This is a genomic window from Desemzia sp. AGC72, from assembly GCF_057334175.1.
This window is the reverse complement of the sequence record NZ_JBHFIG010000010.1, coordinates 1-22,149: the sequence shown is the minus strand read 5'-3', so window position 1 is coordinate 22,149 and position 22,149 is coordinate 1. Positions and strand designations below refer to the sequence as shown.

General features: G+C 35.3%; 18 protein-coding genes and 1 pseudogene. 5 read left to right on the top strand and 14 right to left on the bottom strand.

The window, feature by feature from the left end:
- Positions 1-3: 3 nt before the first annotated feature.
- The 4 genes from ACE025_RS05570 to ACE025_RS05555 all read right to left on the bottom strand — a co-directional run bounded on the left by ACE025_RS05570 (position 4) and on the right by ACE025_RS05555 (position 4,526).
- Positions 4-1,329, bottom strand: coding sequence for a DEAD/DEAH box helicase (locus ACE025_RS05570; RefSeq protein ID WP_485938292.1), 1,326 nt, complete (start codon positions 1,327-1,329; stop codon positions 4-6).
- A 77-nt stretch (positions 1,330-1,406) separates the two neighbouring features.
- The gene (locus ACE025_RS05565; protein ID WP_485938290.1) at positions 1,407-2,411 is read right to left on the bottom strand and encodes a Gfo/Idh/MocA family protein; all 1,005 of its coding nucleotides are present in this window, start codon (positions 2,409-2,411) and stop codon (positions 1,407-1,409) included.
- Between the two features lie 237 nt (positions 2,412-2,648).
- Complete coding sequence (locus ACE025_RS05560; RefSeq protein ID WP_485938288.1) at positions 2,649-3,560, bottom strand: aldo/keto reductase; 912 nt, start codon at positions 3,558-3,560, stop codon at positions 2,649-2,651.
- Between the two features lie 132 nt (positions 3,561-3,692).
- Positions 3,693-4,526, bottom strand: coding sequence for a metallophosphoesterase (locus tag ACE025_RS05555; RefSeq protein ID WP_485938286.1), 834 nt, complete (start codon positions 4,524-4,526; stop codon positions 3,693-3,695).
- 180 nt (positions 4,527-4,706) lie between these two features.
- Between ACE025_RS05555 and ACE025_RS05550 the strand changes: the two genes are divergently transcribed.
- Complete coding sequence (locus ACE025_RS05550) at positions 4,707-4,910, top strand: hypothetical protein (RefSeq protein WP_485938284.1); 204 nt, start codon at positions 4,707-4,709, stop codon at positions 4,908-4,910.
- Between the two features lie 232 nt (positions 4,911-5,142).
- Here ACE025_RS05550 and ACE025_RS05545 read toward each other — a convergent pair whose 3' ends face one another.
- Positions 5,143-5,853: a hypothetical protein gene (locus ACE025_RS05545; RefSeq protein WP_485938282.1), complete on the bottom strand. Its 711-nt coding sequence runs from the start codon at positions 5,851-5,853 to the stop codon at positions 5,143-5,145.
- Between the two features lie 364 nt (positions 5,854-6,217).
- Here ACE025_RS05545 and ACE025_RS05540 point away from each other — a divergent pair, with 364 nt between their 5' ends.
- A complete protein-coding gene (locus tag ACE025_RS05540) occupies positions 6,218-7,561 on the top strand; it encodes an MATE family efflux transporter (RefSeq protein ID WP_485938280.1) in 1,344 nt (447 codons plus the stop codon).
- A 230-nt stretch (positions 7,562-7,791) separates the two neighbouring features.
- Here the strand turns inward: ACE025_RS05540 and ACE025_RS05535 are convergent, their stop codons facing one another.
- The 7 genes from ACE025_RS05535 to ACE025_RS05505 all read right to left on the bottom strand — a co-directional run bounded on the left by ACE025_RS05535 (position 7,792) and on the right by ACE025_RS05505 (position 16,544).
- A complete protein-coding gene (locus ACE025_RS05535) occupies positions 7,792-9,810 on the bottom strand; it encodes a hypothetical protein (RefSeq protein WP_485938278.1) in 2,019 nt (672 codons plus the stop codon).
- A gap of 46 nt (positions 9,811-9,856) precedes the next feature.
- The gene (locus tag ACE025_RS05530) at positions 9,857-10,495 is read right to left on the bottom strand and encodes a hypothetical protein (protein WP_485938276.1); all 639 of its coding nucleotides are present in this window, start codon (positions 10,493-10,495) and stop codon (positions 9,857-9,859) included.
- Positions 10,496-11,047: 552 nt separating this feature from the next.
- Positions 11,048-11,548 carry a signal peptidase I gene (locus ACE025_RS05525; protein ID WP_485938274.1) on the bottom strand — a complete coding sequence of 167 codons (501 nt, stop codon included), beginning with the start codon at positions 11,546-11,548 and terminating at the stop codon, positions 11,048-11,050.
- Between the two features lie 81 nt (positions 11,549-11,629).
- A complete protein-coding gene (locus ACE025_RS05520; RefSeq protein WP_485938272.1) occupies positions 11,630-12,751 on the bottom strand; it encodes a PfkB family carbohydrate kinase in 1,122 nt (373 codons plus the stop codon).
- Between the two features lie 178 nt (positions 12,752-12,929).
- Positions 12,930-13,598, bottom strand: a complete 669-nt coding sequence (locus ACE025_RS05515; RefSeq protein ID WP_485938270.1) for a P-II family nitrogen regulator — start codon at positions 13,596-13,598, stop codon at positions 12,930-12,932.
- Between the two features lie 3 nt (positions 13,599-13,601).
- Positions 13,602-15,080, bottom strand: a complete 1,479-nt coding sequence (locus ACE025_RS05510) for a DUF1538 domain-containing protein (RefSeq protein ID WP_485938268.1) — start codon at positions 15,078-15,080, stop codon at positions 13,602-13,604.
- Between the two features lie 186 nt (positions 15,081-15,266).
- Positions 15,267-16,544 carry a mechanosensitive ion channel gene (locus tag ACE025_RS05505; protein WP_485938266.1) on the bottom strand — a complete coding sequence of 426 codons (1,278 nt, stop codon included), beginning with the start codon at positions 16,542-16,544 and terminating at the stop codon, positions 15,267-15,269.
- Between the two features lie 172 nt (positions 16,545-16,716).
- Between ACE025_RS05505 and ACE025_RS05500 the strand changes: the two genes are divergently transcribed.
- Positions 16,717-18,057, top strand: a complete 1,341-nt coding sequence (locus ACE025_RS05500; protein WP_485938264.1) for an MATE family efflux transporter — start codon at positions 16,717-16,719, stop codon at positions 18,055-18,057.
- Positions 18,058-18,128: 71 nt separating this feature from the next.
- Here the strand turns inward: ACE025_RS05500 and ACE025_RS05495 are convergent.
- Positions 18,129-18,206 (bottom strand): annotated as a pseudogene (locus tag ACE025_RS05495) (SEC-C metal-binding domain-containing protein); the annotation flags it as partial.
- 1,536 nt (positions 18,207-19,742) lie between these two features.
- The gene (locus ACE025_RS05490) at positions 19,743-20,174 is read right to left on the bottom strand and encodes a VOC family protein (RefSeq protein WP_485938262.1); all 432 of its coding nucleotides are present in this window, start codon (positions 20,172-20,174) and stop codon (positions 19,743-19,745) included.
- A 233-nt stretch (positions 20,175-20,407) separates the two neighbouring features.
- Here ACE025_RS05490 and ACE025_RS05485 point away from each other — a divergent pair, with 233 nt between their 5' ends.
- Together ACE025_RS05485 and ACE025_RS05480 are read left to right on the top strand one after the other, a co-directional pair.
- Positions 20,408-21,439, top strand: a complete 1,032-nt coding sequence (locus ACE025_RS05485; protein WP_485938260.1) for a hypothetical protein — start codon at positions 20,408-20,410, stop codon at positions 21,437-21,439.
- Between the two features lie 26 nt (positions 21,440-21,465).
- Positions 21,466-22,143: a PspA/IM30 family protein gene (locus ACE025_RS05480; protein WP_485938258.1), complete on the top strand. Its 678-nt coding sequence runs from the start codon at positions 21,466-21,468 to the stop codon at positions 22,141-22,143.
- The last annotated feature ends 6 nt before the right edge of the window (positions 22,144-22,149 follow it).

Sequence of the window (22,149 nt, the reverse complement as noted above, 5' to 3'; positions counted from 1 at the left end):
GGATTAGTCCGTTTTTTTGCGTCTTGCTCCCTTATTCTTCGCCTTTTTCGTTCGATTTTTTTTCTTTTTCTTTATTGGAGCTGGAGCAGCCTCTTTTACAACGCGCGGTTTGTGTTCTTTTTTTGGCATTACTTTGACTTCTTTGACTTCTTTGACTTCTTTGACTTTTTTTTCATTAGTGCTCTTCACAACTGGTTGTGCTGTCTCAGCAGAAATTTTCTCTTCTACCAACTCTCCGCCGTACAAATATAAGCGAGTTAGAGACAACTCTAAAGGCGCTATCAATTGCTTGAAGTTGCGCAATTCTCTTTCATTCACTAACGTCAGAACCGTTCCTTTTCTTCTCATTCGCCCTGTTCTTCCTGAACGATGAACATAGCTTTCTTTAGAAATCGGAATGTCGTATTGAATGATGTAATCTAATTCTTCAATATCCAAACCTCTTGAAGCCAGATCAGTGGTCAATAAAAATTGGATCTTTCCATTGCGGAAGTCTTGCAAGACTTGTTTTCGCTCGGTTTTATTCCGTTCACTGTGAAGCACTCCAGCTGAGACTCCCTCAAAGCGCAAGCGATCTAAAGCAGCTGTTAGATTGGCTACATCATTGAAAAAGACTAACGCTCTAAATTTTGGCAAATGACTCAGATGTTTCAATGTCGCATCTCTTTTACGAATTGGTGTATCAATATAAGCATGAATGATCTCGCCTTTAGAGTCATCCATTGCTGTCACATCTTTCCAAATCGGATCAACATTGAACCATCTGGATAAGTCACCCATCAATTCATTGCTTGTAGCAGAAAAGAAGCCCATTTGACGATCACTCGGCATTTTCTTCACCAACTCGCGAACAGTGTCCAACTGGTCTTGTCCTAACAATTGATCTGCTTCATCTAAAACGACTGTTTGAACTTGATGTAATTTTAATTTCTTTTTGTCAGTCAATTCTAAAATTCGTCCTGGCGTTCCGATAATGATTTCCGGTTTAGCTTTTAATTTGTCGATCTGACGTTGTACATTTGCTCCTCCTATCAAGGTTAAGGTACTTAATTGACGAATGTCAGCCCACTCTTTTACCACTTGTCCAACTTGGACAGCTAATTCTTGAGAAGGTTCTAAAATCAATAGTTGCATACGTTTGTCAGGAACGATAGATTCCAATAATGGAAGTGTGAACGCCAATGTTTTCCCGCTGCCTGTAGGAGAAATCCCTACGATATCTTTCTTTTCTTTTAATAATTCATACGCTGTTAACTGAATAGCTGTTGGTGCTTTGAACCCTGACTTCGCCCAATGTTCTTGAAATTCCGGGCTTAAAAATTCACTCATTTTTGACTGCTCCTCTTGAATACATAATTTAATGGACTGAGACGTTTGCTCAGCCCATTCTCGATTGTTATTTTTGTTTATTTTTTATCTGCTGGATAAACGATTCCAGCATCAGCTCTTAAATCATATAATACTTGGTTGACTTTTTGACTTAGATCCAACCATTCATGATAGTTCTCTAAGGCTTTTTCATCATTAGGATGATTGATCACATCAGCAAAATCTACCGCTTCTTCAATCATTGGTGATTTTTGAGTTGGTTTAGCAATATTGTCTTTCAAACCAGCTTTACGATCAATCACATCGATTGTTGAAATACCTGTTACACCATCTAAGGAGATTGTTTTATTCAATCCATAAATCTCGCTCGGTAAATATGAACTAGCAATTTTTCCTGTTTGCATCGTCACATCAAACGTGGGATAACGGAAAATGATTGTTCCTTTTCCGTCTACTCCTGTAGAAATTTTTTGCGCGAAGTAATGAGCTGATTGAGGCATTCCGAACCAAGCCACCGCAGCATAAACGACGTATACTCCTAAATCGGCTAAGGCTCCTCCAGAAAATTTCAACGAAAAGATATTTGGTTCTTCTCCATTCAATACATTGTCGTAACGAGAAGAATATTTCATATACGTCAAATTTGCACCTTGGATATGTTCGATATTTTTAATTTCTTCTTTCGCACGTTTAAAATTTTCTTCATGGATATGACGCGCTGCATCAAACATAAACACATTATTTTCTTTAGCTGTTTCTGCCGCAATTTTCCATTCCATGGGGTTAGAAAACATTGGCTTTTCAACGATTACATGCTTTCCGTTTTTCATCAGTTCCACAGCTTGTTCAAAATGCAGACTGTTTGGTGAAGCAATGTAAACCACGTCTATTTCCGGATGTTGAGCAAAAGCAGACAGATCCGTCTCAAATACATCTGCTTCATAAGGCTCTCCAAACGCTTGTGCTTTCTCTATCGTACGTGAGTAAACTGCTTTTACCGCATATAATTTTGATTCCAATGCTGCATCTACAAACACGTTTGTAATTGAATTTGTTCCAATAACCCCAAGATTTAAAGCCATATTGTTAACCTCCAGTAGGTATATTTTCTTATTATTTATAGTTCCTTGCCAAATAGGATCAAAATCAGTCATAACAATCTATAAGCAATTGCCTATTACATTCACATGCTTATTTTACCAAATCTAATCCAATAGTAAAAGCTTCCATAAAAATAAACCATTACCCGCTTCACAAATTTGTGTATGCGGATAATGGTTCCACCTTATCTGTAAGAAAACTCAGTTATTTATTTGATATTAATGTCTCATTCGGCCTGAACCTCTCCCGCGTCCTTTTTGAATATTTTGACGACGGTGAGTACGGTCTCTTAAACCTGAAGCATCGTTGCTTTGTCGTTCTCCACGCGGAATATCTAAACTATTTAAGATTTCCATATCATTATCGCTGATCGTAAAATCAAAAATATCGATATTGTCACGAATATGGTCTTTATTTCCAGATTGAGGAATCGGCACGACATTTCGGTCGATCGACCAGCGTAAAACTAACTGCTCAGCTGTTTTCCCGTAAGTTTCTGCCATAGAACTCAACTTGCGGTCTTTTTGGACTTTCCCTTTTTTCAACGGAGAATACGCCATAGACACAATATTCTCTTCATCACAATAGTCGTTGGTGTGTCGTGCGCTGGCACCAGGGAACATTTGGTATTGGTTGACAGCTGGTCTTACTTTAGCTTCTTCTAACAACATCGCCAAGTCGCCGCGGTCAAAATTGGAAACCCCAATGGATCGAACTCGTCCTGAAGCATAGATTTCTTCCATTGCTCGCCAAGTTTCCAGAGTCACTTCATCGTCTTTAGCTGGTTTATGGATCAACAATAAATCAACATATTGAGTATTTAATCGTTCTAAGCTTTCTTCAAAAGCATCAGTCGTTCTGTCAAATCCCATATCATCAGGTGCGATTTTAGTTACCACAAAGATTTCTTCACGGCTGATACCTGCATTGATCGCTAAGTTGACTCCGTGCCCAACTTCTTCTTCGTTATCGTATATAGCTGCGGTGTCGATTAAACGATAACCATGATTCAATGCGTAGAACACAGCCTCTTCTGCTTCTGCACCTGACAAACCTGCCGTACCTAACCCAATTCTTGGAATCGTATAACCATTATTCAAAGGAATTCTGTCATATAAGCCTACTACCATATGCTTCGCCTCCTAATCAAGTTACCTTTAGTTTAGCTAAGACCATTAAAAACATCAAAGGAAACCACTTACATTAAAATTTCTTTTCTCATCAAAAAAACACCCTCATCGAAATGAAAGGTGTTTTGAAAGTTACTGTAATTCAATGACTACAATTTCTGGTCGATTATTAAAACGGAATGGGAACGTAGAATTCCCGATCCCTCGACTGACGACCATGCGTTTATCAGGCACATCGGGATTGAAGTACACACCCGAAGTATATTTAGGAAAACGTCCTTGTCCAGGCGCAAACAGTCCTCCTAAGAAAGGCAGCCTAATTTGTCCGCCATGAGCATGACCAGATAAAATCAAATCCGGAACCCTTGTCAGGTCCATCAAGTACTCTTCTAAAAACTCTGGATGATGCGCTAATAAAATACGTTTTTCATCTTTTAGTTCATCCTTCAATTCAATCTCTTTTAAAATAGGTTTAGGAGCCGATTCAAAGTCTTCTTTTTCAGATAACCCCATAAGAACCAATCCGCTGTTATTGATCGGATGCCAGACTGCTTCATCAATCAGCAACTTGACTCCTGATTCGCTTAACATTTGTTCCCAATCTCTCAAATGTCCGCCTTTTAGATCATGATTCCCTGTCACTGCATACGTAGGCGCTATTTTCGTCAAACCCGCACTCAACTTGCTTAATTTGCTTGCTGGAAATTTTTCATCCACCTGAATCAAGTCTCCTGTTAATGCAATAAAAGATGGATTTTCATCAGCTACTTTTTTCAATAGACTATGAATCGATACGCCTTCTTTCGGAAAATGAACATCTGACACTTGAACGATTTTCGTGCCCTTCAACTCCTCATCTAAAAAAGGAATCCGAATCGAATAATGTGTTGTCTGAATCCATGTGTTATTTAAGTACAAGTAAAATAGTGTAAATACAATCAGTAATCCTAAAATAATCCAAATCATAACTTTGCCTCCGGTAGAATTCATTACTTAGTTCAATCAGTTTCTCCTAGTTTAACATATATTTTTAAGTTTAGAGATAAATTGCTCAGTCATTTTTATACTTTATAAAGCGAATTTAAAGCGTTTACAAAAAGATAATGGTATAGTTAGCTTAAATTATAAAAGAAATGAGGTTTTTATATGGTACAACAACCACCTGGAGATGGACAAAACCCTATCGTCAATCCATTTTTTGTAAAAGAAGGACTAGGCGATATCGTTTCCCCTGCTGAAAAAGAAGAACAAAATGAAGCAGATAAAGAAAACGAAACAGCACCGGAAGATTTCCAATCTTTTGGCGATCCAGAAAAACTGAAACAAGTGAAGAAAGAAAGCAGCGAGTAGCTGACATTAAAGAAGACAGTTATTCAATTAACTGTCTTCTTTTTTGATGAATTTTCTTCATCTGGATAACGCGCCTTACCTATTAAACAAGTGAATTCTTGAAAGTTGCTCATTTGACTAATAGAGTGATTCTATTAGTCAAATGAATCCTTGGTTATTGCTCATTCGACTAATAGTGTAAGTCTATTAGCCGAATGAACATCTAGCTATTCTCCATTTGATTAATAGGCGTTTAACCTTTAGAGACATGTGCTTCTCCAATCGTATAAAAATGATTAGAATGGTAAACATACTCTTTCTCTCCTGCAGAAATATGAAATAGTACAGAACTTACTCCACTTTCCTTGTTGAGAGCTAAAATTTGCTCAGATAAAGCCTGAGCTTTTGATAAAACAGCCTCTATAGTTAATCCTTCACCCATATCGACATTGATACTCACTTCGCCCGTAACTAAGTTCAGTACATTATTACTCAAATCCCAGTTTTGATCGATTGTTTGATCAGGTTGAATATCTTTGTAAACATCAAAGTCGACTGTTTCAACAGAGTCGTCATTCACAGTAACTTTATACATAATGTCTTCGTTCAACAGAATTTTTTTTCCTCGCGATACTGGCGCAGTACTTGCATACACGATTACTTTTTGTTTTTTTTCTTCGCTTAATTCTTTCGCTATCGCTATGGTGTCTTTTTCAGAAACTGTTGGATTGTATATTACTACTTGTAACTCCTCGGGAAGATCTCCACTTGTCACTTCTACCACTTTATACCCTAATGATTCAGCCAAAGAAATAGTTTTCGCTTCTACTTTTGTAAAGTTCAGCCCCCATAAAACTAGAAGTACTAGAGTAAAAATGAGTACAAAAAAAGCCGCACGAATTACGACGGCTGACAACGCTTTCTTATTATTAGGTTTAAGTGGATAGGCTATGCTTGTGTTCATTGGGTTTCCTCCGTTCAAATGGATGCAATGATGACCATTGTCTATGTAAATACATACTTTAGAACATATATATGAGAACTACCTATTTAGTTGTTATTATTCTTATCGGTACTAAAAAAAGAAATTTAATAGCATAAAAAAACTTTTTCATTAAAAATCATAAATTGATGTTTTTTTCCTTAAATGTAATTGACTACCATTATACTCTTTGATTGTAAAATAGGATATGCTATACTCCAGTTAAATTGAATATTGCTGAGGTTCTTTTGTCGCCGGATAACGAACCTCTTAAAGCACTCGTTTCTTCTGTCATCAGGTCTTGGACAGTAGAAGTGGTGCTCTTTTATTTTGAAAGGAGAAAATAATGAAATCTATCGACTTAATAAACCAGCCTTTACATAAATCATTCATTCATTACGTTAGTCTAAGTTTGTTCAGCATGTTAGGACTATCATTATATATCTTGGCAGATACTTTCTTTATTGCAAATGGTGTTGGTCAAGACGGTCTAACTGCTTTGAATCTTGTCATCCCAGTTTACAACGTATTGAACGGTCTTGGATTGATGTTGGGAATGGGTGGTGCTACATTGTACGCCATCTTCAAAGGTGAAAAAGAGAGTGAAAAAAGTCGTCAAATCTTCACCTCTACTCTTATTATAGGAGCAGGCTCAGGAATTATTTTTACTGCATTAGGACTTCTGTTTATCGATCCTTTACTTCAAATGCTAGGGGCTACTGGGAATATTCTTCCTTTAGCGAAAAATTATTTTGGCATCATTTTATTGTTCTCCGTATTTTTTGTAGTGAATAATATTATGGTGTGTTTTGTTCGAAATGACGGCAATCCTAAATTAGCCATGACCGGAATGTTAGTAGGCAGCTTAGCAAATATCGTGTTAGACTATTTGTTCATTTTCCCGTTGGAAATGGGTATGGAAGGAGTTGCTTTAGCTACAGCAACTTCTCCAATCATCAGTATACTAATCTTGACTTTTCATAGACGGTTTCCTAAAAGACAATTAGCTTTTTCCGCAGTTAATTGGAAGATGAATTCACTTTTACAAACCTTATCTATCGGGTTCCCCTCTTTCATTACTGAATTTTCGTCTGGTTTAGTTATTTTTATGTTCAACATTGTCATTTTGGAATTATCCGGAAATGTAGGAGTAGCTGCATATGGAATCATAGCTAATATTTCATTGGTTTGTGTAGCTATTTTCACGGGTATTGGACAAGGACTTCAGCCACTCGTGAGTGTAAACTTCGGCGCAAAAAAACATAACAATATTGTTCGTTTAATGACCTATGGTTTTTCCACTGCTTTAATCTTAGGTGTGCTGTTTTACGTAATTGGTCTAGCTTATTCTGATACCATTACTCAATCGTTCAACAATGAAAACGACGCTGTCTTATCAGCTATTACGAAAAAAGGCATTGCGCTTTATTTTATTGCTTTCTTATTCATGGGGATGAATATCGTATCAATCGCTTTCTTTTCAGCAGTCGCTAAACCAAAACAATCATTCATTCTCTCATTATTGCGAGGACTGATATTAGTCATTCCGTTACTGTTTATCTTGTCTTCTTACCTTGATCTGACAGGTGTCTGGCTGACGCTTCCTTTTACAGAAGGAATGACATTACTCTTGACAATTTATTTTATTCGACGATATTTCAAAAAAGCTAATCTTCATTTATTAGAATAGACAGTAAGAGGACCCCATTATTTAAATGGGGCCCTCTTTTTTACGTTGTCATCTTTCAATTTTTATTGAAACATATAAAATTCGACCGGAATAAGCAACTTTTTAATCAACGCCAATCTAAAAACTTTTACTCCGCCTAATTCAATAATAAAGTCTTTAGGTTTAATTGCTGTTTTGTAAATCTGTTTTTTTTCGATTAAATATAAATTATAATTGAGTCAATGTACCGTCTATTGTTGAATCGTTAGTTTCAATGCTCTAGCTATAGGTTCATCTTCCAATGAAAATGTTAAAGGAGTATTGTAATCTTTTAAATAATCAAAAATCTTTTCTTTTACGTCTTCTAGTTTATAATTATCTGCCAATTGATCATAATAAATATATAGTTCAGTATCACCATTTTTGATTGGTTGGATAATTTGTGCTTCTACATTGAAATTGGAAGCGAAATTATAATTTTCTTGTACACTAAGCTCCTGTTGTTGCTTAGTTATTTTTATTTTGCTATAACTCACACCTACTGCTGCATTATTTATATGTTCAGCACTCGCTTCTTTTTGGATACTAAAGTTAAAACCCCATGGAAGATTATATTCATTTGCATTAAGTTTACTGAATTCTAAAGCTATTCTCATGTAACTTCCTGTTGAATTATATCCAATACTTTGGGTGATAAAATGTTCTGAATTTGATATTGAAAAAGCTAACTTTTCTCTATAAGGATTTTTCACATAAATATAAAAATTTTCCTTAGAAGTTATTTTGCCACCGTCCTCTATTATATTGATTGAAACAGATTGATTATATTTATTCATCATATCTGGTATACCCCATTCAGCATTCATCTGCTGCGGCCACTGAGCATCTTGTATGACTGGCATTAACTGTATATCTCTTTTAACTTCAAGTATTTCTCCTGAATTTCCCTTCAATAAAACCGATAAGCCTATACCATTTACTTGATTATCTATAATGTTCTTAGGCTCTAAGGTAAAGTGACTGTTCATTGAGTCGTTTTTTGCTACATTGACTAACTTTCCATTTTCCCCTATAACTTCAACAAATGTCTCTACTTTTTTATTAAGTTCTATTTGAGATAAATTTTTATGTAAATAAAGAGTATTATCTTCTAACGTTTGTGCTAAAAAGATTTCTCTTTTGTCTTCAAATAAACTAATCGGATTAATTTTAAATTGTCTTGGACCTGCATCATCTGTAGAAAGCAGAATTCTTCTTAAAGTTATCGGTTCATCTTTGTTAGATAATTCAAATTCATTTTCATTATTGGAAGCAATTGAATAATCGTAAATCGGAACCGATAAAATATCTCGTTTAAATTTAGTTTTATCTATTGAAAGTGTAATTTTCAAACGTTGTTTATTTCCATCAACATGCTCTACTTTAATAATCATATCTTCAGGGGAACGTATAGTTAAATCTGCTAAATTAATCCCCTTTTTATTTTTTATTTCTACATAAAAAATAATATCATTCAAGTTTTTTATTTGTTTACTATTTGTACCTGAAATTTCACTAAAATACATGACTGGACTATAATTATCTTTATTATAGCGAATATTTCCATGATCTATCCATCCCGAAGCAGGCCAATAACTATTCTCTTCTTCTGGAGGATTTATAATTTCCTCATCTTTCTTATTTAATACAATTTCATAGCTTGATTTATCTATATCATGGAAAAGTGGTTTTTCTACAGTACCATTCGCCTGGAAAAGCATATACTCTACTTCGATGTTTATTGTTTGCGTCTTTTGTAAATCGGAGGTTAGTTTGACTTTCATAGAGATCTCTTTAGGTGTTTCCTCAGGAGTCAAATAAAAAAAATCTCCATCTTGCGTTGGTACAGGAGAGTATTGGTCTAAATTATTCATATTCAATTCATGATTGTTCATCGTAATTTTTAGTGATTTCAATAAAGAAGAATCTACGTTTGTTCCATCTGCTTTTTTTACATTAAATTTATATGCTAATTTTCCGGTTAATGTACCTACGTTTTGGATAGTATCTGCCAATTCAATTTCATCGATGCCATTGCCCAATGTTATGTCTTCAGTACTTGCAGCATTGTTTACTTCTAAATCTATTGATCCTAAAGTAATTTTTATCCCAGCATTTAACGTCGTACTATCTAAAAATTGAGCGTGTGTAATATGTACAGGTACTAATAAAAAAGAAAGGAGCATGATAAAATAAATTAAAAACTTTACTTTTTTATACTGACTCTTCATCTATTAGTACCTCCTGTATCAAACTATTGTCTATGTGACTAACTGGTTATTTTGCTTGCTTTAAATCAACATTAATGGTTTTCCCCATTAAATCTATGATATTACTACTATCTTGGAAAAAGTTTTCGCTCCCTGAATTAAATGTATTCATATATTTTTCATCATCCGTACTTTGGACCTCTAAAATCATAGTAACTTTAGCAGACTCATTACCCTGCAATTGAAATGAGTTATTTTTTTTAAGGTCTTCAAACTTTATAATGTGAGATTTCCCTGTCTCATCTTTAGCAACTACATCATATTTGATATCAAATATACCTTTTTCAGCTTCTAAAATATCTTCTGTAAAACTAAAACTTGTTATTAACGAACTTTCATTAGTAAAAGTAAAAGTTTTGCTGAATGAATCACCAGGCTTAACATTTGTAAAAGTTTCTGTTGGACTAAAATTTTTCCCACTTAGTGATTTACCAGTTTTATCATGTAATTGATTATCATATTTTCCAGTATTGTTATATTTCCAATTTCCAGGTTCTCCTTTAACTTCGACTTTACCTAATTGTAATTCAATCCCCGCATCTTGTTTTGTTGAATCTGTGAAGAAAGCACGAGTTCCATAAGCAGCCACACTAATCAGCAATACCAATCCAACGATTAGCGGATAAAATTTCTTAATACTTTTCATTTTTACTCATTCCTCCATTATTTTATAGTCTTTTCTCTTTCTGTTTCTCAATATAGCTTTCTAATTTTTTTAAGTCAAAAAATAATTTAATATTCATGTTATTTAATATTATTTACGTAAATAATATTATGTTTAAATATTTATTAAAATACAGAACGTTATACTATTCATTTGAAGCTCAAAATACTTGTTATTCAAAGGATATTCACTATCAACATTATTTTGTATATTTTTTTGTAAACTTTTGTCCTATTTTATTATTCATTATTTGTATTTTTATTTATTTATCATTAATGACAAATACTTTGAATTCAAAGTATTTTTAGGCTTAATTAAATAACCTGCATATTTTTTATGCGTTTGTTTACATGATTTACTTTTTTCTCTCTTATTGGCTTTTTCTAAAAATAATTTTTCTATTCGGTTTATACAATTTTTCACTGCAAAAAAGAAGCAAAAACTGGAATAAGTTTCTATTCAAGCTTTTGCTTCTTTTTTGCATAATTTTTAATTGTGAACAAAATAAGACAATTTATATGAAAATAACAGATATCACGTTTTTTGCTTATCTTTTTTCGCTATATCGATATAGGTAAGAATGTAATATACTGCCAATAGAACAACCAACCCGCCTAAAATTAACGGTTGTTGCGTTGCTACTACCACATAACCAAAATAAGGCACGATCAAGGCTAACTCTCCGATATAAGCATCTTCCGTCACTTCAACTTGATCTGGGATGTTATTGGCATCTCCTTGAGTGATCAACCCTTTACTATTAACTTCTATAGCTCTATGCGTTACGATTTCTCCATCACTGACAAATGTCACTATATCTTCGATTTTGATATTTTCATAAGGTGTCGTTTTCACAAAAATAAAATCTCCGGTCGAGAAAGCAGGCTCCATACTTCCACTCACTACTGTATACCCTTTATAACCAAATAAACCTTCGTCATCAGGTCCCGAAAAGAAACTAACGGCAGCTGTTGCTGCAAAAAGAATGATCACAATTGTCAATAAACTGTTCCCAATGTATTTGATATACTTCACTATTTCTTCCTCGCATTCATTTTCCGTTGTTTAAAAGATAACACAGGTTTGCTATTAAAGCCAGATAAAATGTAAGCGGAATTAAAATTTCATTTCTGTGGTAGGAACGTTCCCTTCCTCAATGTCTTTTTTTAATTTATCATTTGTTAAATCAGACCGAACAATATCAAGACTGTCTAGCGTCCTAAAAGCGTTGACTATACCTGCCAAAACGCCATCTTTACAAAAGTCAGGATGAAATTCGGAATATAGCATACCAGCACACATTGCTTCATTTTGTCCCCAATCGTACTGCTTATTATGTGGAGAGGGATTTCTAAATATTCTCATCTGGTTTTTATTTCCGTAAATGATTTTTTCACTGTCCTTAGAAATAATTATTTCTTTAGCTCCTCTTTGTAAGTACAGCAATACCATTTCTTTCAAATCTTCGTCTGTTTGAACAGAACGTTTAAATGTCGCCTCTAATTCATTGTGTTTAGTGACTAAAGTTGCTCCAGCCAAACGTTGAGGCAGATTTTTTATTTGTTGTGCGGAAACTGTCAGCAAGACTAATTTGATATTGTGGCGTTTCGTAAAAACTTGTAAAAATTCAATAGTGTCTTTCGGGCAATTTAAATCTACTACAATGCATTTAGCCCGTTGAATAACATTCAAATATTTATTCATCAATTTAGGAGTGAGACACTCATAAATGGACATATCAGCTAAACCAACCAGAAGTTCTTGATCATTATTGATGATCTCAATAAAGTGGCCAGTCGATTTTTCTTCTAGAACTGAAACACTTGTTAAATCCATAAAGTGTTTGGAGTGGTTTTTGATCCTCTTCCAGTCATCATCATTCCCAACAACCGACAACAATTCTACATGTTCACTTAGTCGTCCTAAATTCTCCGCTACATTTCGTGCACCTCCACCTAGAGAAGATGCAGCTTTTATATTATGGGAAGTATTTCCTACCAAGTCATCTTGGATAATATGACGATTATCGATATTGGCTGCACCGATACACACAATAGGACGTTCTTCATTTACAATGTAGGCTTTTCCTAAGAGATAACCTTTTCTCACCAAACTCGAAATAATATTTGCTACTGCAGATCGGGATAACTCAACAGTGTCGGCAAGATCCTGCTGAGAGACATAAGGATCTTGCCGGATCACATCTAAAACTTTTCTCTCATTTTTATTTAAAGCCATATAACTTCCTCCCAATCCAACGTTTTTTTTACTATATAGTTTACCTTTTTAGTTAAGTTTAAGGAAACCCTCTCATATAGTCAAAATAAAAAAATACAGTTTTAAAATGATTTTCAAAAAACATTCAAAACTGTATTTTTTGTACGGACGTTGCTGAGTATAGGGATCGCTCAGAAAATCAAAATAATCCTTTTGTATTTTTCACATCAATGGTGAAAATAATTCCGTTACCCGGTTTTTCAATTTCCGTTGCATGACTGATCGAAGCCACGATTGGATCTACTTTATCTTTCTCTGATAAAATCAACACAATTTCTTTTTCAGGTTCGATGTCCATTCCGAACAAACGACTGGTCTCATTCACTCCTGAACCGCGTGCACTGATAATGGTTCCACCTTGAGACCCCGCTTCTACAGCTGCATCAATAACATCTTCTGCTTTTCCACGTTCTACAATAACAAAAATGGCTTGGTGCATTACACTGTCATCCTCTCCGATTTGAGCATTTTGATCATAAGTACTATTTCTTCTTCCAAGAACATTCAGCAATGAAATAGAAAAAGCTATTCCACGATTTGGACGATCTAGTTTCAATTTGTCTGAAAGAACTTTCATAATAGTGTCGCTTTGATCATCATTGGTGATCATTAAAACAATTTCTTTTCTAATATTGTCTAAACCAAACATTTTTAATCGGGAATTATTGACCGTACCCGAACCATAAAATACCGTTCCACCGCTGCTGCCATTTTTTTTGGCCAGACGAATAACTTCACTTCCCATACCGTCGTTGACAATTAGACAAAGCAAATCGGTATTTACTTTTACTGACTGATTTTCTGTCATAGATTAACGGTCCTCCCTTTTTGATTTCAATTTAAAGATCAACCCCAGCAATTGCAATGTAATAATCGGCATCATAGCAACCATAGCAATCATACCAAATCCATCACGAATAACGTCGGCGCCTTCTATAGACTGAGCGGCTCCTTGAACAAATGCTAAAATAAAAGTAGCTGTCATTGGACCTGAAGCAACTCCTCCTGCATCAAATGCCATACCAATAAACATTTTAGGCACGATGTACATCAATCCTACTGCTATGATATACCCTGGTAATAAATAATGCCATAGCTCTAAACCAGGAATCATGATTCGGATGACAGATAACAATACAGCCACCCCTACCCCAAGAGATAAGGCCACTAAAACGGCTTTTCTTTTTACATACCCATTAGTGACTTGTTCAATTTGGTGCGTCAAAACATACACCGCTGGCTCAGCTAAAATTGTTACTAATCCTAGAACAAAAGCAATAAGAAGTATATAAAAAGAGGCATCCATCGCTGCAAGATGATATCCGATCAAACTTCCTACATTCATGAATCCAGCATTTACTCCTACTAAGAAAATAACCAGTCCGACAAATACATATACGATCCCTTTCAATACTCTTCTTAACGGACGTTTATTTAACCGTAAAGACAAAAAATTGTACCCTAAGAAAACTAATACTATCGGTAGTAACGCAATAAAAATCTCTTGTGAAATAATAGGCAGTTCATGAATAAACGGCTCCAGAACAGTTCCAGATGGATTCAAATCAACAGGCAACTCTCCGGTCAATTCATTTTGCCCGGTGATGATATTTAAAAACATAACTGCCATGATAGCTCCTGAAGAAGAAATAGCTACTAAACCGAAGCTGTCTTTTTCTGAAGCTTTTCCATTTTTTTTCAAAGAAGATATCCCTGAGGACAAAGACAACATAAACGGGACTGTAAGAGCCCCGGTAGTAGCACCAGAAGCATCAAAGGAAATAGCTAAAAATTCACTTGAAGTAAATAGAGACAATACGAGAATAAAAAGATAAACTCCTGTCAGCAATTTAAACAGCGGAACGTTATACACGATACGTAAGATACCGATCGTCATCATTATTGCTATCCCAATGGAAACTGATATCAGAATTGTAGAACTGGGAACTACGCCACCGGTAACAGTGTTGATTTGATTAGCTAAGATATGAAGGTCAGGTTCTGCAATTGAGATGAAGAAACCTAAAAATAACCCTGCTATGATAACAACCCAAACTTTATTACTTCGTGTAACTCCCTTACCAAGATAGTTTCCTATAGGAGTGATTCCAATATCTGTTCCTAGAAGGAAAATGGCTAATCCCAGAATAATCATACCTGCTCCAAGTAAAAACCGCATTAATATGGTTCCTTCTAACGGTACAATTGTAAAATTTAGCAGTAATACGATTGCAGCGATTGGCGTAACCGATACTAGGACCTCTTTCAATTTATCTGTTAATGGGTTCAAATAACATCCACTTCCTTTCTTTTAAAGTTGTACAATACAAATAACTCTTAACTATTATATCATAAATGGATATTTGGTTAAACAAAAAAACGTGTAAACACTTGCTTTTAAACTGTTTCAATTCCTTATATATTTTTTTAGACAAAAAAAATCTGGCTATTAAGCCAGATTTTTTGTCTTTTCTCACTATACTGTTGGAGGAGTGAAGTTATCAGATGAATCAGTTTTTTTATTTGATTCATGTTCTACTTTATTTCCTGCTTTTTCAAGTGTACGTTTTGCAACATCGCGTCCACCAATACCAAAAGCAATAGCAAAGGCAACTGCAATACCACCCATAATGAATATGAACGCAGTATTAACAATGTTTGTTGCAAATTGCAATTGTTCTAAAGCCATGAATATTGAGAAAATAATCAAGATGTATTTCACTGCTTCTCCAAAGAACTCACTCTTAGTAGAAGTTGAAATGAAGTTTCCTAACAGCGTTCCTCCGATGATTCCAAGACCTAGAATAACTAATGCACTAATGACTAGCGGCAAGTAAGCAATGATCGCTCCACCAATCATATTCAGAACTTCTAAGTTTAAAACATTCAATGCTTCCACTAAGAAGAAAATACCAATTACTATTGAAACAACTTGTCCAGTCAACTTAGCTAAGTCTAAGTTCATTTTTCCATTTGTGTTTAGATATTTCGTTAAGCTGTTCATTCCTGTTCCGCGCAATAGATCAGCTAATAACTGTCCAATGAATTTAGCAAGGAAAATACCGATACCTAATAAAATTACAGCAACTAAGATATTAGGGATAGCTGCTAGAATTGAATTCAACACACCAATCACTGGTCTAGAGATGCTTTCAATACCTAATACATCAAGAGCAGCTGTAGCAATTGGAATCAAAATGACTACGAATACTAAATTTGCCAATACTTTAGCTAAAGTATTTTTTTGAGATGCTGTTGGTGTAGCATCTGGTGTATCTGAAGATCCACTTAGTTTAGACATCCATTTATCCAAGTTAAGAGATAAAGCTAAGTTGTAAACAAGGTTTTTAGCAAACTTCGCTACAAAGTAACCAATTACCAAAATAAAGATAGCTCCAATTAACGTTGGAATGAAGCTCAATGCAGTGTCAAACATATTAGAAATAGGTTGAGCTACTGCTGTTAAACCTAACATACCGAGAATTGCTGGTAAGAATAATAACCATACAAGATAGTACAAAACATTCCCAATTGATTCTACAGTAGTATTAGCTTGCTCTTCGTTTTGAGCTACTCCCCACTTAACTAGGTGTCTATTAAACCCGGCCATTTTGAGACCTTTTTTGACCCCTTTTCTAATCAGTACTGCTAAAACCCATGCAACTAAGACTAAAGCAATTGCGCCTAATAATGTAGGCAAGAAATCAACAAATGAGTTGAATCCTGAACTAATCGTATTTGATACATTGTCCATATCTATCTCTCCTCTTTTGTAATATTTTGTACACATCTTAGTATAGCTCACCCTTTCAAAAGTTTAAAATAATATGACTTATCATTAAAGGTCTATGTTAGGATCGAATTGACAAGTTCGTTTGACACTGCTATTTTTAATAGACATATATTATAGAAAAGAAGGTCAGTAAATGAAAAAAGAACATCGGTTAGGCACTGAGAAAATCCCGCGATTATTAATGGAATTTTCTATCCCCGCTATCATTGGTATGATGGTAAATGGAATTTATAACATAGTAGATAGGATTTTTATAGGCAACGATCCTGGTCTTGGCTCATTAGGTCTAGCCGCAGTATCTATTACTTATCCTATTACTTTAGTATTATTAGCTTTTTCTCTTATGGTCGCCGTGGGTGGGTCTACTATTTTTTCAATTAGTTTAGGAAAAAATGAAGAGCATAAAGCACAACATTTCTTAGGCAATGCAGTAACCCTCGCCATTATTTTGGGTACTTTTTTCATGATTTTTGGAAATCTTTTTATTGAACCCCTCTTAACCTTCTTAGGGGCCAGCCCGGATGTATTGCCTTATGCTGAAGATTATTTAAGGATTATTCTATTTGGAGCTGTTTTCCAGACAGTAGCTATTACTTTAAATAATTTTGCTCGAGCAGACGGCAGTCCACGTGTCTCCATGTTCAGTATGCTGATTGGCGCTGGATTCAATATTATTTTTGATTATATTTTTATTGTCAAACTCGGTTGGGGAATGGATGGAGCAGCTTATGCAACTATCGGTGGTCAGTTCCTTTCAATGATATGGCAATTAAATTACTTTTTAAGAGGCAGAAGCAATGTATCGTTGATATTAAAAAATATGCTGCCAAAAAAAATATATGTTACGGCTATTTTATCTATTGGTATTCCGGCTTTCATGCTTCAAATCGCCAATAGTATTTTGAATATTATTTTAAATACAACATTAGTTGACTACGGTGGTGATGTTGCAGTGTCTGTAGCAGGAATCATTACCAGTGCAGTTACTTTGATCGTTATGTTCGTTTCAGGATTGATACAAGGTATGCAGCCGATCACAAGTTTCAATTATGGCGCGAGAAAAGGAGATCGCGTAAAAGAAGTATTAAAATGGGGAACGATTATCGGCGGAGTGATCACCACTATAGGTTTCTTAGTGATTCAATTATTCCCTGAAGCAGTTGTTATGGTATTCAACCAAGAACCTGCTGTTGTCGAATTAGGTGTTCCAGCTATTCGAATCTGGGTATTAGCTTTTCCTCTGGTCGGAATCCAAATCGTTTGGGCTAATTATTTCCAAGCCATCGGTGAAGTTCGTTTGGCCAGCTTTTTGAACTTGATGAGACAGATTATTGTACTGATTCCATTGATTTTTATTTTCTCTCATTTATTTGGACTCTATGGAATCTACTTTGCAGTTCCAACAGCCGACTTAATCGCTTTTGGTATTACTAGTTACTTTTTTAGAAGACAATTCAAAAAAGACCGGATGTAAAAAAATAAGCTCCCTAAGAATAAATTCTTAGGGAGCTTATTTTGCAGTATCTAGAAAAGCATTAGTAATTTTTATTTACCGTGACATTTTTTGTATTTTTTACCGCTGCCGCATGGACAAGGATCATTTCTCCCAACTTTGTGAGCAGTTACAGGCTGTTGTTTGCCTAGTTTTACATTCAAAGCTTTTACTAATTGACTGGACGCCAATTCTTGAACAGTGAAGCCGTGGTTGTGCCACGTTCTAGCATGTTCTCTTAATTCTTTGAATAAGTCGACGAACTCAGTCACTTCCTCTTTATTCTCAAAAGTAAAATCTTGTTTAGTAATGCTTTGGTATAATTTTTCACCGGATTTGCCGATTACTGCGCCTTCTACGATAGTGTAAAGCACGCGATTTTTCTTCACTTCATCTAATTCTTTTCCAAAAATATACTGTTTCATATTTAAATATTGTAGTGAGTTCGAATCGACCCAGTGATTTTCATAATATTCGATTTCTTCTTTTGTCGGCATATAGTAATCCACATGAAGAATGCGTTTCAATCCTTCTTTATCGATTTCTTCTGCTTCAAATAGAACTGAAGTCACCAAATCTTCATTGAACGTAAACTGAACATCCCAATCAGCTAGACGAGCGATCACCGCGCTGGCTGTTTCTTCCGTGATTGCTTCAGCATGATGTTCATTCCATACTTTGACAAATTGTTGTACAGAATACATTCCGTATAGATGAATCAAGGCTGTTAAGTATTTCGAAAATTCTAGATTTTCAGCAACTGCTTGTAAATATTTTTCATTTCCAGCTAACTCTTTTACAGCTTCCATTACTTCATCTGCTAGAAACGGGTGGAATTTACCGTTTTCTTCTTCTACATACAGATAACCATGCTCAGCTAATGTTGCCAATGGTTTAGCATCCAAAAAGTCGAAAATAGTTTCACTGTCTTTGAAATCCATGACCTTCTTCAACGTTTCTTGACTATTGCTATCCATGTAACTCAATAATTCTGGGAGGTTCTGTAGTAGTTGTTCTTTCATATTTTCTGCCATTTTAGTTTTTGTATGGCTTTTATAAACTTTGATTTCGTGCTTATCTGCAATACTCATCATAACGTCTTTTGTATTTGATTGCAGTAAGCTGACTAATCCAGTTTGTGATGGACTAGTTGTAGATTCTATATTATTCATTAAATATTACTCCTGACATTTTTTTCTCTTTTTCTAGTCTATCTTATTATTTACTATAATAGCAACCTTTTTCAGTAAACTTATTCGTTTTCGAGATATATTTTATTTAAAAAGGATTTTAAAAAGGATAATTCTTTCTTTTAAAAATTGGATTGCTTTTTCTTTATTAAAAGTCGTGTTTTATAATACCGATTCCAGTTAAAGACTAAGTACTTTGTATTCACAAATCCATATATTTTTGCCATTTTTGCTTTCGTATAACTTTTTTAGTTTTACTTCATAAAATTAAGCTAATTGCAGAAGGATATCTTTTTTATAACTGAGAAGACTTTCCTCTAATGATTCTTTTGGGCTTCCTTTGAGGTCCCATAAATCTATTGTGGAATGCTTTTTACCCCGACTTCTTTCCATACTATTTCTATTTTACATCAAATTCCTCTTTTCGTAAAATACAGTTAAAAAGAGAGCTCGACTAAGTCGCACTCTCTTAATAGCTTATAGAATCGTATATTCTGTATTATCAAATTGATTGAAGTCCATAAAACTGATTTCCCACAAATGGCCGTCTATATCTTTGATGCGTTTAAAGTACATCATCTCTTCTTCCCCAGGATTTGATTTGTCTTCTGCACCCGCTTCAAGCGCTTTATTGAATATTGTATCCACTTCTTCTTTAGAAGATACATTGAATGCCAAAATACATTCATTCTCCTTAGTAGTATCTGTAATTCCTAAGTGAGTAAAGCTGCTGAAAAAGTCTTCCTCCAGCAACATAGCATACATATTTGGTCCTAAAATCATACAAGCAGCTTTTTCGTCTGTAAATCTTTCATCAAATTCAAATCCTAGCTTCTTAAAAAAATCCATTGATACTTCCACAGTTTTGACAGGTAAATTGACAAATAATTGTTGTACGTTAAAACCCATTTTCCTCACCTCTTTTCTCTTTTAAAAGTAAGTACAATTTCCCCCACACTTATGTTGTTTGTTTATTTTCAATTACAGTATACTCTTTCTTAAATAAGAGTACGAAAATTTTGTCGGTCCATAATATTTTTATGGTAGCTGATTTTACTGATCCTCTTATAAATTGACAGCGTTTAACTTACTATGCTAGATTTAAGGCAATAGTAAATGACGGATGAGGGAGTGACGCACATATGGCAAGAGGTGGCGGAAGTCGTGGAGGAGGAGGATCTTTCGGAGGAAGCCGAGGAGGTGCCGGTCGAAGCGGAGGCGGGTTTGGAGGAAGCCGAGGCGGCGGTGGAGGTTTCGGCGGTTCACCACGAGGTAGAGGCGGATATAACCGTCCTTCTAGACCCGTTTTCATCCCTACCAGACCTTTCTATGGTTCCAGACCTCGTGGAGGACGCTATTATGGAACCGGCGGAAATGGCGGAGGAAATGGGTGTGGGGGTACTGGTTGCAGTTCGATCATTATCATTTTATTGGTCTTAGGGGCTATCCTCTATTTCTTTTCAGCTGGACTTTCCGGGTCTAGTTCGGGTTCATCATCGATCACCCGCTCAACAATTGAGCGCGAAGCTTTACCGGAAGGTTCGGTAAATGAAACAGACTACTACACCGACCAGACACAAGCTGGGTGGATCGGCAATCAAACGGTTATGATCGATGGATTAAGACATTTTTATAATGAAACTGGTGTGCAGCCCCATGTATATATTACAGATAATATTAATGGTTCTACTGCCCCTTCCAGTACAGAACTTGAAGAGTTTTCTACTAACTTATATGACGAATTATTTACAGATGAAGCACATTTATTATTAGTATTCTTCGCGCCAGATAATAATTCATACATGGACTATTATGTGACGGGAACTCAGGCTAAAAGTGTCATCGATACAGAAGCAGGAGACATTTTACTAGACTATATCGATCGAAATTATTACGATAAAAGCCTAAGCAATGAAGAATTTTTCAGCAACTCCTTCAGAGACGCCGCAGATCGAATCATGAAAGTTACTCGTTCTCCATGGATTCCTGTACTGATCGTTTTAGGAGTACTAGCTGTACTTTTCTTACTATACACTTGGTGGAAACGCAGACAGCAGCAAAAAGATCTGGAAGCTAAACGTACCGAAGAAATGCTCAGCAAACCTTTGGATACCTTTGGAGATTCTGAAGCTGAAAAGCTTGCAAAAAAATATGAGGACAGCAACAAAAAATAAAAACAGTTTATTAGGAGGAATGCAATATGGCAATATTAAGTCGTTTTCAAGATATCATCAGTGCAAACATCAATGCGGTTATCGATAGAATGGAAGATCCGGAAAAAATGATCGACCAATATCTGCGCGATATGATGGAAGATTTGGCAGAAGTAAAACAAAATACTGCTGGAGTTATGGCAGAAGAAACTAAATCTAAACGTTTAGTGGATGAAAATGAAGCTGAAGTTATGAAATACAGCAACTTCGCTAAAAAAGCTATCGAAGCCGGCAATGATGATGATGCTCGTGTCTTCTTGGCTAAAAAACAAGAGTTGGAAGATATAGGAACAGGCTTAGCAAATTCTTACGCAAAAGCACATGAAAATGCGACTAAAATGCGCCAGATGCATGATAAATTAGCTTCTGATATCGAAAAATTAAGAGGACGCCGTTCAATGATCAAAGCTCAACTATCAGTTGCTGACACACAAGAAAAACTGAATGAAGTTAGTGATTCGATTGGCAAAACAGATGGTGCGATGAGTGCCTTCCAACGTATGGAAGAAAAAGCCACTCGTAAATTGGATGAAGCAAATGCTATGGCAGATTTAAATGCTCAACCTGAAGATCCTGCTAAGAGCCTAGAAGAGAAATACTCCTCTCAAGGTTCAGCAGCTGTCGAAGATGAATTGTCTCGCTTGAAAGAAGAACTCGGCAAATAAAGCTTC